This is a genomic window from Acinetobacter sp. YH12076 (assembly GCF_013419525.1).
GTDB classification, from domain to species: Bacteria; Pseudomonadota; Gammaproteobacteria; order Pseudomonadales; family Moraxellaceae; genus Acinetobacter; species Acinetobacter amyesii.
This window is the reverse complement of the sequence record NZ_VOZY01000009.1, coordinates 63,119-76,307: the sequence shown is the minus strand read 5'-3', so window position 1 is coordinate 76,307 and position 13,189 is coordinate 63,119. Positions and strand designations below refer to the sequence as shown.

Here is a 13,189-nt window from a genome sequence, read left to right as displayed (position 1 = left end):
GTTTCTTTGTATCTTTTAGTAAATAAATACCATTTCTAAAGTTTTATTATATTTTCTAAAGAATATTGATTGATTATTTTTTAATATGAAAATTTTTTATTAAATTGATTTAAAACAGTGTTTTAGTTGAATATTGTGCAAGTGTGTATTTGGTCGGATAAATACGGTTTTTTGCATTTGTTCTGCTAATATGAAATGAATTATAGATTTTAACTTTTGTAACTTAGGTTTGTTTTGGGGAATAAACTTAAATTATTGAAGCATATTTTGAGGATTAGCAAATGGTCAATATTGCTTTAATCGTCCTTATCATCCTATTAATTGTGGCTCTCCTTTTTGTATATAACCGCAAATTGAAAAATGATAAAACCCTACGTTCACTGCAGGAAAACTTCGATCGTGCGCGGTTAAAACTGGCTGAAACAGAGTCTCAGCAAGATGAATTGAATTATGCAATCAGTCAATTACGTATTCAAAACTGTGGGCTCAAAATCCAAGTCGATAAAGTAGCGAAATATCAACATATTGTGGATATTGAACAATATGTTGAGTATCGAACTTTACAGGCTGATGGTTTGGTGGAAGTCACCAAAGCCAATGCCGATATCATGTTGAATGATATTCGCGCACAGATCGAACAAGTGCGTCAGTATTTGAGCAAATATCAAGAAAAAGCTAAATCACAAATACAGGAACAAGCCCGTGCCGAGTTAAAGGGTTTGTATAGCCAAGCGCTGGATCAGCATCATTTGGAAAACATCAACCGTGCTTTGGACAACAAAATAAGGGGCTATCAGTCAACATTCTTTTTACCCTTACAGAGTATTTTAGATCAGCTGATGGATGGCATGAATGAATCTGCGGCAAAGCAAAATTTGACTGCGGTACGTTGCAAAATGATTGATGCAATGGAGCAGCAATCGACTGCAAAATGTAATTATGTTGATGAAGAACGTCGTTTGGCTGCGATGCAATTATTTACATTGGTGTTTAATAGTCGTGCTGATTTGTATTTAGCCCAATTAAATACCAAAAACTTAGGTGAGCTATTGCAGGCTTTGGCGGATGATTTCACCTTGCTCAATGCGCATGGTGTACATTTTAGTCAGGCACGGGTACTCGACAGTTATCTACAATTACGCTTAGAAGAATTGAAAATGGCAGCTTTGGTTTTACATTTCAAAGAAACTCAGGCCAATATGGAAGTTGTGGTTTAATTTGAATTGTTATAAGAAAGATCGCTTCGGCGGTCTTTTTTTATGATGAAAGAGATTTCGCTAATGCAAATTGCAACAATTATCCGTTAATCTAAGTCAACAGAATAAAATTCATAAACGATAAGGGAAAGTACAATGACTCGTGATTTTAAACAATTTCCAGATGATGATAATGGCAATGTGCTGTGGCAGATGCAGCAAGATGGTGACGATCTATCTGTGCCGCACGAAATCGAATATTCAATTGCCTTTTCCAACGAAGCGCAGGCTGAACAGTGTGCATTGTACTTATTGAAAGAAGAGCAAAAAATTTCATTGTTCCAAGATGAAGAATCAGATCGCGTGGAATGGATTATCACGGTCTATGTTTATATGGAGCCTGATTATGAAGATATCGTTGATTTAGAGCAGTGGTTTATTAAAATTGCGGAACAACATTCGGGCGAATATGACGGCTGGGGTTGTATGGCTTATATCTATGAAGATGATGATTTGGATGAAGATGAAGCACAATTGAGCTAAGTCTAACTATTGCATCTTTAGCAATAAGAACCCAGTGATTCAACTGGGTTTTTATTTTTTAAATTGTAGGAATGTTGGGTTAAGTATATATTTTTAAACAATTTAAATTCAAGTTAATATGAATGCAGCTCACAAAACATAACAAGGCATTGCGTTAAAGTGATGGGATCAATCTGTAGGATTCGCTATAGTATTGAACAGCAATAACCTTTCTCGCACGTTTCAAAGCTGTTTCATTTAGAACGTTTCAGTGTGATAAAAATTGACGATAAAGCGAGGGTGAATGCATGTGGATGATTCAGTGAAAACAATGACAAAAGGACATCATCATGAGCAATACTGTTCGATTACATCGTGTTTTTAGTGCGCCTGTAGAGCGCGTTTATCGTGCCTTTGTGGAGCCAGATGCTTTGGTTAAATGGATGGCACCGCATGGATTTACTGCCCATGTGGAACATTCGGATGTGCGTGTAGGTGGCTCGTACCGTATGTCGTTTCAAAATTTTTCAACGGGAACCACACACGCTTTTCATGGTGATTATCATGAAGTCGTGCCGAATCATTTACTGCGCTATACAGACCAATTTGATATGCCAGAGTTAGCCGGTGAAATCGAAGTCACTGTTGAGTTTAAAGCGGTCTCAGTAGGAACCGAAGTGACGATTGTACAGGCAGGGTTGCCGAGCGTTATTCCACCTGATGCCTGTTATTTGGGTTGGCAGGAATCTTTACAGTTGCTGGCTTTTTTAGTGAATCCAGCGATCCCCGATGAATAATCTGAAGAATGATCGAAAACTATAAATAGGCGAAGGAGGGCTTAATGACTGTACACATTAAACGTATTTATGATGAGATAAGCCCAGACGACGGTAAACGCATATTGGTCGATCGCTTGTGGCCGCGTGGTATCAGTAAAGTGAGCGCAGAGCTAGATTTGTGGCCGAAGGCATTGACGCCATCGACAGATTTACGTCGTTGGTACCATCAAGACGAAGCAATGGCTTCTCGATGGAACGAGTTTAAGCAGCGCTATTTGCAAGAAATACAGCCCCATCAAGCCGAGTTAGAACAACTGCGGGCATGGGAAAAAGAGGAGCCGCTGACCTTACTCACAGCGGCCAAACATATGGATAAAAATCATGCGCATATCTTAAAAGCGTTGATATTAAACACCTCATTAGAGATCTAAAATTTAAACCTTCAAGTGCTGTAGCGTTGTGAAATTTACGACGTTCACAAGGTGATTAAACCATACGAAATTTATGGTTTTTAAGTTTATGAAATACATAAAAATGTTATATTAAGTTTTTATGGATTTTTGCATCCATCTTTTTTGAGGTCTTTTATGTCTTTACCCAATTGTCCCCAATGTAATTCTGAATATACCTATAATGATGGTGACTTACTGATTTGTCCTGAATGCTCACACGAATGGCGTGAAGGCGAAAGCGCTGCAGATGAACAGTTAGTGATTAAAGATGCCAATGGCAATGTATTGACCGATGGTGACACGGTTACTGTGGTGAAAGACCTTAAAATTAAAGGTTCATCTTCAGTGGTGAAAGTGGGCACAAAAGTTAAAAATATCCGTCTTTTAGCTGATGCAACAGATGGTCATGACATTGACTGTAAAATTGATGGTATAGGAGCAATGAAACTCAAATCTGAATACGTGAAAAAAGTTTAAGTTTCGTTATTGTTCGCTTTAAAGCAATCTTCAATCATCCTAAGCGAAGGCCACACTTGGCTTGGGATGTCTACTTAAAGATGAAATAGATAACTAATCCGCTATAGATTTTATTTTTCAGCCTGCATAATAGAGGCATTATGGGTTTGAAATGTCTTTACTATGCCGCATATTCATTTGGAATATTCCAATAACCTTGAGCTGGAGCCTCGTCCTTTACTTAAAGCGCTGAACGCTGCCTTATTTGAATCGGGTCATGTCAGTGCCATTAATGATATTAAGAGCCGAGCTGTCGCTCAGGAAGATTTTGTTGTGGGTTTGGATGAACACGCTCAACATGCGTATATGCATGCCAAAGTTTCATTATTGACGGGTAGAACGGTTGAAGTTCAAAAGCAAATTTCATTGTTGTTATTGGACGTGTTGAAACAACATGTCACAGCGTCAGCAGTAGAAGTGCAACTTTGTGTAGAAATTTTAGAAATGAATAAAGCGACATATTCAAAGCAGATCCTCAGTCCTTAAGCCCTTTATTCAATACGTTGAGTAAAGCGCATCTATTCACAAATACATCATGATGAAATCCGACTTCGGTCGGTTTTTTTGATTGGAATTATCTATTAAAAATCATTTTCTTAGTGATTAAATTTTAAGCCTTTACTCTGATCAAAAAAGACATTGAAAAATGTGACTGGGTTCATTTATATTTTGTAGATCAGGTTCAATTTCCAATAATAAATCCTGATCGAATAATAGATAAAACAATGAAAATGAAGGGGTAACATATGTCGGGATGGTACGAGATCAGTCATTCTAATGATCAGCAGTTTCGTTTTGTATTAAAAGCAGGGAACGGTGAAAACATTTTAACGAGTGAATTATATAAAGTTTAAGCATCATCACAAAACGGGATTGAGTCTGTCCAAAACAACAGTGCAGATGATAGTCGCTTTGAACGACTGAATGTTAATAATGGTAAACCATATTTCAATCTGAAAGCGGCAAACCATCATATTATTGGGATCAGCCAATTTTATGCCAGTGAGCAATCGCGCGATAAAGGCATTTAGTCAGTTAAAACCCATGGTGCGAATACCCAAATTAGAGAATTAACAGCTTAAATTTGAAACAACCTGATTAAGACAGCCAAAGCGAGATGAACAAACCTGAAGGCTCGTCAAAATCACAAGATCAAAAGCTATATGGTTCTCAGATAAGCGCTGTTAGGTTGGATGCTATTCAATCTAGAGCAGGCTTATTTAACGGTACAAGGAAGTACCACAACTTCACTGGCTAGAGTGGTGAACGATGAATAAGCAGAATCATATTTTGTATTATGGGCTCATTGCGATCTTGATCATCGTCTTGGGTTGGATGATTGCGTCTCCGTATTGGGTGCTGTTCCAAATACGTCAAGCCTATGAGCACAATCAACCTGAAAAAATTGCTCAATATATCGATTTTTCGGCAGTCAAATCGAGTCTAAAACCACAAGTCGAAGACCTCATTCAACAGAAAACTGGGCTACAGCATTTACCCGAATTCGCCCAGTCTTGGGGTGGGCAGCTCAGCACAGTCCTGAGTGCAACGCTAGTCGACAGTCTGGTCAATCCAACCAGTATCATGCTGCTTTTACAAGGCAAAGCATTAAAAGAGTCGATCCAACTACCAGAAATAACCAAACTGACCAATCCGAGCATGATTAGCTCAGGGATTGAACTATTCACGCATGCTGAAAATAAGGTCGCAAAACCACCTCATACATCAACATTATCCAAAAATGATGCAACTACAACCGCTGCAGCTTTAAAGCAAAGCCAGCCACTTGAACCTAAAGCCAGCTACAGCGCTTGGAATCGATTTGATCTGTATGTGCCGCTCCAAGGCCTAAGCGAAGCAAAATATACCGTATTTAGTATGCAACGCCGTGGTTGGAGCTGGAAGATCGTTGAAATTCAACTTCCAAACGCCGCCCAGAACAATGCTTCATAAAAAATAAAATAAATAGGTGCCAGAGATGCAAGATAAAATCAAAATAGTCGGTGACCAACAGGCCGCTGACGAAATTCTGCAATTTTTAGCCAATTGGGATGAGGTCATCTGCCAATTGAAAATTGAAAATATTGCTGAATCCTGCGCAGCAGATGTGTACTTTTTTGATGCCAGTTGTGAAATGCGCGGCTTAATGGCATATCAAAAAATGTGGGAATTTTATCGGGAGTATTTTCGTGAAGGTTTAAAGGTGTTTAGGCGGGAACTGGTCATCCATGCAGAACCTGATATTGCCTTTCTGCACTGTTATTCCAAAATTGATGATAAGAGTGGAATACCAACGCCAGGGATCTCATGGTGTCGTAACACCATTGGGATGAAAAAAACACAGACTCAATGGAAGATCGTTCATCAACATATTTCTGTTCCAGTGGATATTGTGACTCACCAAAGTAAAGTGATTACCTTTTAATTCATCCCAAAACACAGTATGAAAACAGAGCCATGTCGCTCTGTTTTTTTCTTTGCAAATCATTACATGAAATGCGTATGCAGTTCTAAAACTTCAGCCTAAATTAAAAAATAATGACCATCGTTCAGGATAAGAAAATGGATCATAAAAATAATAAATTAGCGCAAGATTTTGAATCATCACCATCAGGTCAAAAGCAAGGCTTACAAGACCTGAACGCCTCGAAGCAAATGCCCCCTGCAGATTTACATAAAGTGATTCGAATCACGGCAGGATTCATCATCTGCAGTTTGCTGATTGCAGCCTTATATCTTGGTAAAGATATTTTTATTCCATTGGCACTCGCAATCTTATTGGCTTTTTTAGTTGACCCTTTGGTGATGAAACTCCGAGGTTGGGGACTACCACAGATGCCATCGATATTTATTGTGGTCGGTTTGGCTTTGGCGATTTTGTCCGGCGCGGCCTCTTATTTGGGTTATCAATTGGGGCAATTAAGCCAAGAGTTACCGCAATATCACGGTACGATTCAAAAGAAAATGGATTCAATTCGTCAATTTGCACGCGGCCCAAGTGTTTGGGATGGCGCAAAAACCACCATAGATACTGTTGAAAACTCGATAGATGATGTGGTGCCTGAAGAGAAAAATCCTAAAGTGCAGCAAGTGGAAGTGGTGGGACAACAACAAACCACGGCTGAAGCGGTCATGGCTTGGAGTGAGCGGGTGCTCAATCCCTTGGCAACCGCAGGTATTGTATTTTTGTTTGTGATTCTGATTTTGGTCAATCGGAAAGATTTGCATGACCGTTTCCTTAAGCTGCTGGGCGGCAATTTAAATATCGGAACAGACGCACTAGATGAAGCCGCCAATCGTATCGGTAAATATTTACGTATGCAGCTGATGGTCAATGTGACCTACGGTATTCCGATGGCCTTGGGACTTTGGTTTATTGGGGTGCCGGCAGCAATTATGTGGGGAATGGTGGCGATAGTGATGCGCTTTGTTCCCTATGTCGGCCCAATGATTTCTGCGATTTTCCCCATTGCATTGGCTTTTGCGGTAGATCCCACATGGAATATGGTGCTATGGACAGTGGGTTTAATTTTGCTCTTGGAATTGGTCAGTAATAATATTATTGAGCCTTGGTTATATGGGGAAAGTACCGGACTTTCAACCTTAGCCATTATTCTTGCCGCCATGTTTTGGACGGCTGTGTGGGGGCCAATTGGTTTAATTTTATCGACGCCTTTAACCGCATGTTTATTGGTGCTTTCGAGCTATGTACCATCCTTAGGTTTTATTAAAACCCTGATCGGTAGTACGCCTGCATTGGCACCGCATGAGCGCTTCTATCAAAGATTAGTCGCTGATGATGTGCAAGATGCCGTGGATGTCGCACAAAATTTTATTGCTGAAAAGTTACCGAAGGAGGCGAAGGATGAAATCAAGGCACGTCGGGTTAATGCGTTTTATGCCAAAGTCGCGATTCCAGCCATACGGATTTTTTCGAGAGGCCACAACACCGAGGCCAGTGCTGAACATCGACTACGTTTACATCAGGGATTAAAACTGTTTAATCATAGTTTTCAACGGGCATATCCAGTGGCACAGCAGGATCAGAAAACTGAGGTTTTTTGTATCGGCGCACGTTGGGAAATAGATGTTCAAGTATCGGCTATGTTGGCGCATGGCCTAAGCTTAAGCGGTATTCCGGCACAGGCATTTAGCGACGTACTGATACAAAATCAGCATCAAAGTATAGATGATATCCAAGCAGATATTCAGATCGTCTGTATTTCGATTTTCCATACGGCACCCGAAGCTCAAATTCGCCTACTAAGCCATGTTTTTAAGGCACAGTTTCCGGATAAAAAACTGATTTTTGCACTCTGGAGCTGTGATGAAGTAAAGCAATTAGATGCAATCAAAGAAAATTTCACCGTCGATGCAGTGGTCAATAATATGAATGACTTGTTATTAACCATTGAAGCTTTTCAATTGAAGCAGGGTGAATCTTGGTTGGATGAGCCTGATCCTAGTGTTGAAGCGCAGCGCTTAAAAGCATTAGAAGAACTGAATGTTTTGGATGAGCGGAATTTACCGATCTTTGAACAATATATTGAAGAAGCTCGACAAGCCTTCGATGTGAAATATGCGCAAATTTCTTGGGTCAAGCAAGATTGGGTTTATACCCCAGGTAGTCCTTTGGCTGAGGCTACTGAGCAACCGATGCAGGTGCGCCAGTCGAAGCAAGACTCGATCTGCAGCCATTTGGTGTATCAAAATGAACGCCTGATTATTGAAGACTTACAACGTGACCCACGCTTTGCGCATTTACCTGAATTGATGCATAACCGTATTCGCTTTTATGCAGGCGTTGCACTTAGAGATCGTAATGGGGTGGCGTTGGGAAGTTTCTGTGTTTTAGATCGCCAACCGAATCAAATGACCGATGATGATATGAGTCTGTTAAAAGGCCTGGCGGCAGATTTGATGAATACGCTCAGTGATGAAAATGTGAAGCGAAAAAAATGTGAGGAGATACAGCAACTGAATGATTCGTCTTCATAATTTCAAATGATGCAGCAGATCTTTTAAGACTGGAGTTTCGGTGAAAAGCATTTTAAGATGGTTCTAATATAATTATTTTGAGCCAAAGACATGAACAAAAATAATGTCATCTGGCAACTTCTATTGGGCTACGTTGCTGCATTGGGTTGTAGTGTGAGCTTTGCTCAAATTCAAGGAAACTATTTTTCACATAAGGATTGGGAAATCGCTTGTGATAATACGGGGACTTGTCGCGTTGCAGGTTATCAAGCGGAGGGCAATCAGCCTGCTATTTCTGTGTTATTACAACGTGCTGCGGGAGCTCAAGCGCAAGTCAGCGCACGAGTGAAACTCGATCCTGAAACCTTCAGTGCGGCAAATCAACCACTTCAACTTTATATTTTAGGTAAAAATCAGGGAACTGTGCAGCTTGATGCCAAAACTGCGGAAGGTCAGTTAAGTGCAGCTCAAACTCAAAAACTGATTCAAGCTTTGCAAGCCAATCAACCGATTGTGTGGAAAGGCAACAACAAAACATGGTTATTGTCCGTGCAGGGTGCTAGTGCGGTTTTGCTCCGTATGGATGATTTTCAAAAGCGCATAGGGACAAATTCTGCATTATTACGTAAAGCCAATAGCAGTTCGGCCAATGTACTCAAACCGAAAAGTATTCCGAAAGTGAATATTCAAAATTACAGTAAGGGCTTACAAACGCGGTATGCCGTCAATGCGCCCACAGCCAAACAATTATTTGGATTGATAAAGAAAAAAACGACAGTAGAAGATTGTCCTCAACTCTTTGATGCAAATTTCTTAGAGGATGATCGAGTCGTGGTGTTTCCAATCAATGGAAAAAATGCCTTGGTCGAAGTGCCATGTTGGCGTGGGGCATATAACAGTGGTAATGGCTATTGGCTGATGGATCGTAACTTAAAGCAAATCAAACAATCCGTGACCTTTTCTGGAAGTGGGTTTAGTGAAGGACAAATTTTCTCCAACCAACGTGGACGAGGCATTGGTGATTGTCAAAGTAAAGGGGAATGGTCGTGGAACGGTCAGCGCTTTATCCAAACTTATATGGCAAAAACCACACAGTGCAAAGGATTTACTGGCGGTGCATGGGAAATTCCAACCTTAGTATATTGGGTTCAACTCGACTCTTAATTACAAAAAGTCCTGATATACAGGGCTTTTAAATCATATAAAGTAGTTTTTATCGGCTTAACATGAATAACCAACAATACTAAAAACGTTTTGGAATTTTTTGTCCGCCCACAACAGGTGATTCAGCGATTTTCAACACACCAAATAGCCATGTTTCGGCATGATGAACAGCTGCTTTGAGCTCATCACCTAAGGCTAAACGCCCAGCTATAAAACTCGCCAATGAGCAGCCTGAGCCGTGATATTCCCCATCTAGTCGTGGACAACGGGTTTCAGAAACTAATTCACCCTGAATGTACAACGAGTTTTGGATATAGTCTGGCGTATTTTCATGGCCACCTTTTACTAATACCGCTTGAGCGCCCATCGCAAAAAGTTGCGCAGTTGCTTTAGAAATATCCTCTTCACCTGTGAGCGCACGTAATTCTACGGTATTGGGTGTAAGCACAGTGGCAAGAGGAATCAGTTCTGCAAAGGCTTTGACCAAAGTTGCTTGATCGCCCAAAGAACCACCACTATTGGCAACTAAAACGGGGTCGAGAACATAATGATATTCGGGATGTTCACGTAAAAACTCAGCGAGAGCCGCGATATTTTCAGTCGTTCCTAACATTCCTGATTTTACACAGCGAATAGGGAGGTCGCCGACGACAGCATGTGCTTGAGCCAACAATAACTCGCGAGAGGTTGCTTCAAACGAATACACTTGTTGTGAGTTTTGAACGGTTAATGCTGTACACGCAATGGCAGCATGTGCACCACTTTGACCAATGGCTTCAATGTCCGCTTGCAGTCCTGCACCACCTGAAGGGTCAAGACCTGAAAAGCACAGTACAGTAGGGCGCACAATGATGTCCTTATTACACAAAATTTACGATAGTATAGGCAACTTTGAGCGAACACTCGATAGTATTTTTGCAGAAGTGAATGGATAAGGTAAAAGCTGTGATTAAGAATATATTGATCGATCTCGATGGAACATTAACAGATCCAAAAGTAGGCATTACCACTTCAGCACGCTATGGACTGGCGAAAATTGGACATCCCATTTCGGATGAAACCAATATCGATTGGATCATTGGGCCGCCTTTAAAAGCCTCTTTGGCAAAAATCCTCAATGTCGATGTGCATAATGTACTTGCAGATCAGGCTTTACTTGGTTATCGCGAGCGCTTTGCAGTGACCGGCTTATTTGAAAATAAAGTCTATCCTGCGGTTGCCGACACTCTAGCAACTTTACAACAGCAAGGTTTTCGCTTGTATGTTGCTACAGCAAAGCCGACGGTCTATGCCCGCCAAATTTTAGAACATTTTGATTTGGCACAATATTTTACTGTGATCTATGGCAGTGAACTGAACGGTGAGCGCACCAACAAAGGCGATTTAATTGAATACATTTTGCAGCAAGAACAGTTGGATGCGAAGGAATGTGTGATGGTGGGAGACCGTGAGTACGATATTTTAGGCGCACGCCGTAATGCTGTGCCGAGTATTGCTGTGAGCTATGGTTATGGTAGTGCAGAAGAAATTCAAACGGCTGCACCGGCTCTGGTGATTGATCGTTTTAACGATTTGATTTCGAGTATTGAGCAATTGCAGCAGCAGAAAGTATCGTAGTTTGATTTACCCTTGCGAATGAAGCTGATTATTTAAAGATAATCAGCAAAATGAGCAAGATCACCCCACAGAAAAACCATTTGAGCAAAGGTGACTCATCATTTTTGATGGTTTCTGCTTCGAGTGCGATACCATGTTTGTCGTAAACAAATACAAAATGCGCATTTGCGCTTAGAGCCATTTCTTGAATGGCTTGTAGTTCGAGTGCGCTGACTTCTTCACTTAAGCGTTCTTTTAACTGAATAAAAATAACCGGCTGTCCAAACTCATACCACTTGAAGTGGATCTGTTGTATGAGTTGGTTGAAGCACTGTTCTGCAACATGATAGTTTCGGACAAAACTTCCACGTTCTATAAAAGCCAGATGGCAGTTTTGTTCAGCTACAATTTGATGATCGCGCGTTAAAACTTGCATTTGATCATAATGGATCTGTACCCAAACTGCGTCAGGAAAAGACGCTAATTTTTCTTTTAACATCACTTTTCGGTTTCATTATTTTTTTAATTACTAGCAGTATGTCATTAAAATTTAGAGAAAAATATAGCTGAGATATAAAAAACACATCGATCTATCGAGTTTTTGTTTTAAACGTCTTTCGCAGTTTTGTCACTTTGAATTTTTACTTCCATGATTGAAATATCAAACGCTTAAGTAGGTTTTTAAAGCCATTATCCTTTTTCTAGAAAACTGTTTCTCATCTGATTTATGTAATCGATCTTGTAACTGTTTCAGGCTTTTGAAAAAATTCAGACAGAAAACAATAAAGCTGAATGCTATGTCCAAATCATTTTTATTCCCTAGTCAGTGGCTCAAACCTTTGCACCCACGTGATCCACATGAGCATCATCGTGTCGCGACCTCTTTAGAATTGCTTTTTGACTTGATCTTTGTGGTCGCGATCGCAACCGCAGGGCAGCAACTGCATCATGCCATTGTTGAAAATCATTTAGCTCAGGGTTTAACGCTGTATGGCATGGTGTTTTTTGCTTTGTGGTGGGCGTGGATGAACTTTAGTTGGTTTGCCTCAGCATATGATAATGATGATGCGCTCTATCGAATCTTAACTTTTGTTCAGATTATTGGCTCTTTGGTCATTGCTGCAGGTATTCCAAGCGCATTTCAAAAGCAGGATTTTGACGTAATTGTGATTGGTTATGCCATTATGCGTCTAGGCTTAGTTACGCAGTGGTTTCGCGTTGCAAAGCATGATCTGTCCCGTCGGAAAACTGCATTACGCTATGCGTTTGGCATCATACTGGTACAAGTCGGGTGGCTGTTCTTTCATTTTTCACCGCTGCATTTCACCGTTTATCTTTTCATTTTGCTCGCAATTGCTGAACTTTCTGTGCCAGTTTTTGCAGAAGCTGCAAGCCGTACACCTTGGCATGCGCATCATATTGCAGAGCGATATTCACTGCTCACCATTATCGTTTTAGGCGAATCTATTGTCGGCTGTTCGATTGCGATGACTGATGCATTAACAAATCAGCGTTTTAGTACTGAACTGATCTTTTTGATGGTAGGCGGCCTGATGATGATGTTCACCATGTGGTGGTCTTATTTTGATACCAGTATTGCAGAGCGTTTAAATAGCCGAAAAATGGCATTTACTTGGGGGTATGGACATTTCTTTGTCTTTATTAGTATCGCGGCGATTGGTGCTAGTTTAGCTGCCGCAGTCGATGTGGTTTCGCATGAGGCACTGATTAGTTCTGAAAATGAAAGCTACTTTGTGGCGATCAGCCTTGTGATTTATACGACAAGTTTATATTTACTCCATGAATTGCATCATCAAAGTGGTTTTAGAAAACTTTTATATCCTTTAACCGTGGTGATTGTTTTGTGTATTCCGTTGTTTATCACACCTGCAGGTTATGCAATATTTGCGATGGCAGTGGTATATGCACTGCGTTTGATGTTTACAAAATGCTATTTGGCAAGATAAGTTAATGATATGATATTCAT

At 40.5% G+C, this 13,189-nt stretch carries 14 protein-coding genes and 1 pseudogene; 13 read left to right on the top strand and 2 right to left on the bottom strand.

Annotation, left to right across the window (positions count from 1 at the left end; genetic code table 11):
- The first annotated feature begins 281 nt into the window (after positions 1-281).
- From FTU22_RS10610 to FTU22_RS10560, 11 genes and pseudogenes are all read left to right on the top strand, one after another.
- Positions 282-1,217, top strand: a complete 936-nt coding sequence (locus FTU22_RS10610; RefSeq protein ID WP_180094365.1) for a hypothetical protein — start codon at positions 282-284, stop codon at positions 1,215-1,217.
- 135 nt (positions 1,218-1,352) lie between these two features.
- Complete coding sequence (locus FTU22_RS10605; protein WP_111884820.1) at positions 1,353-1,739, top strand: ribonuclease E inhibitor RraB; 387 nt, start codon at positions 1,353-1,355, stop codon at positions 1,737-1,739.
- A 329-nt stretch (positions 1,740-2,068) separates the two neighbouring features.
- Positions 2,069-2,515: an SRPBCC family protein gene (locus tag FTU22_RS10600; protein WP_078191122.1), complete on the top strand. Its 447-nt coding sequence runs from the start codon at positions 2,069-2,071 to the stop codon at positions 2,513-2,515.
- A gap of 44 nt (positions 2,516-2,559) precedes the next feature.
- A complete protein-coding gene (locus tag FTU22_RS10595) occupies positions 2,560-2,928 on the top strand; it encodes a DUF488 domain-containing protein (RefSeq protein WP_180094363.1) in 369 nt (122 codons plus the stop codon).
- A 156-nt stretch (positions 2,929-3,084) separates the two neighbouring features.
- Positions 3,085-3,426, top strand: a complete 342-nt coding sequence (locus tag FTU22_RS10590) for a zinc ribbon domain-containing protein YjdM (RefSeq protein WP_180023132.1) — start codon at positions 3,085-3,087, stop codon at positions 3,424-3,426.
- A gap of 162 nt (positions 3,427-3,588) precedes the next feature.
- Complete coding sequence (locus FTU22_RS10585) at positions 3,589-3,951, top strand: 5-carboxymethyl-2-hydroxymuconate Delta-isomerase (protein WP_180094361.1); 363 nt, start codon at positions 3,589-3,591, stop codon at positions 3,949-3,951.
- Positions 3,952-4,211: 260 nt separating this feature from the next.
- Positions 4,212-4,496 (top strand): annotated as a pseudogene (locus FTU22_RS10580) (YegP family protein).
- Between the two features lie 238 nt (positions 4,497-4,734).
- A complete protein-coding gene (locus FTU22_RS10575; RefSeq protein WP_180094360.1) occupies positions 4,735-5,418 on the top strand; it encodes a DUF2939 domain-containing protein in 684 nt (227 codons plus the stop codon).
- A 25-nt stretch (positions 5,419-5,443) separates the two neighbouring features.
- On the top strand, positions 5,444-5,890 hold the full coding sequence (locus FTU22_RS10570; RefSeq protein ID WP_218954980.1) for a nuclear transport factor 2 family protein: 447 nt from the start codon (positions 5,444-5,446) through the stop codon (positions 5,888-5,890).
- A 137-nt stretch (positions 5,891-6,027) separates the two neighbouring features.
- On the top strand, positions 6,028-8,463 hold the full coding sequence (locus tag FTU22_RS10565; RefSeq protein ID WP_257225848.1) for an AI-2E family transporter: 2,436 nt from the start codon (positions 6,028-6,030) through the stop codon (positions 8,461-8,463).
- A 90-nt stretch (positions 8,464-8,553) separates the two neighbouring features.
- Positions 8,554-9,606, top strand: coding sequence for a DUF1176 domain-containing protein (locus FTU22_RS10560; RefSeq protein ID WP_180094359.1), 1,053 nt, complete (start codon positions 8,554-8,556; stop codon positions 9,604-9,606).
- A 79-nt stretch (positions 9,607-9,685) separates the two neighbouring features.
- Here the strand turns inward: FTU22_RS10560 and FTU22_RS10555 are convergent, their stop codons facing one another.
- Complete coding sequence (locus tag FTU22_RS10555) at positions 9,686-10,453, bottom strand: hydroxymethylpyrimidine/phosphomethylpyrimidine kinase (RefSeq protein ID WP_180094358.1); 768 nt, start codon at positions 10,451-10,453, stop codon at positions 9,686-9,688.
- Between the two features lie 98 nt (positions 10,454-10,551).
- Between FTU22_RS10555 and FTU22_RS10550 the strand changes: the two genes are divergently transcribed.
- The gene (locus tag FTU22_RS10550) at positions 10,552-11,223 is read left to right on the top strand and encodes an HAD-IA family hydrolase (protein ID WP_180094442.1); all 672 of its coding nucleotides are present in this window, start codon (positions 10,552-10,554) and stop codon (positions 11,221-11,223) included.
- A gap of 28 nt (positions 11,224-11,251) precedes the next feature.
- On the opposite strand, the gene FTU22_RS10545 is transcribed toward FTU22_RS10550, so the two are convergent.
- On the bottom strand, positions 11,252-11,704 hold the full coding sequence (locus FTU22_RS10545) for a hypothetical protein (protein ID WP_180094357.1): 453 nt from the start codon (positions 11,702-11,704) through the stop codon (positions 11,252-11,254).
- Positions 11,705-11,999: 295 nt separating this feature from the next.
- Here FTU22_RS10545 and FTU22_RS10540 point away from each other — a divergent pair, with 295 nt between their 5' ends.
- Positions 12,000-13,169, top strand: coding sequence for a low temperature requirement protein A (locus FTU22_RS10540; RefSeq protein ID WP_180094356.1), 1,170 nt, complete (start codon positions 12,000-12,002; stop codon positions 13,167-13,169).
- Positions 13,170-13,189 lie beyond the last annotated feature (20 nt).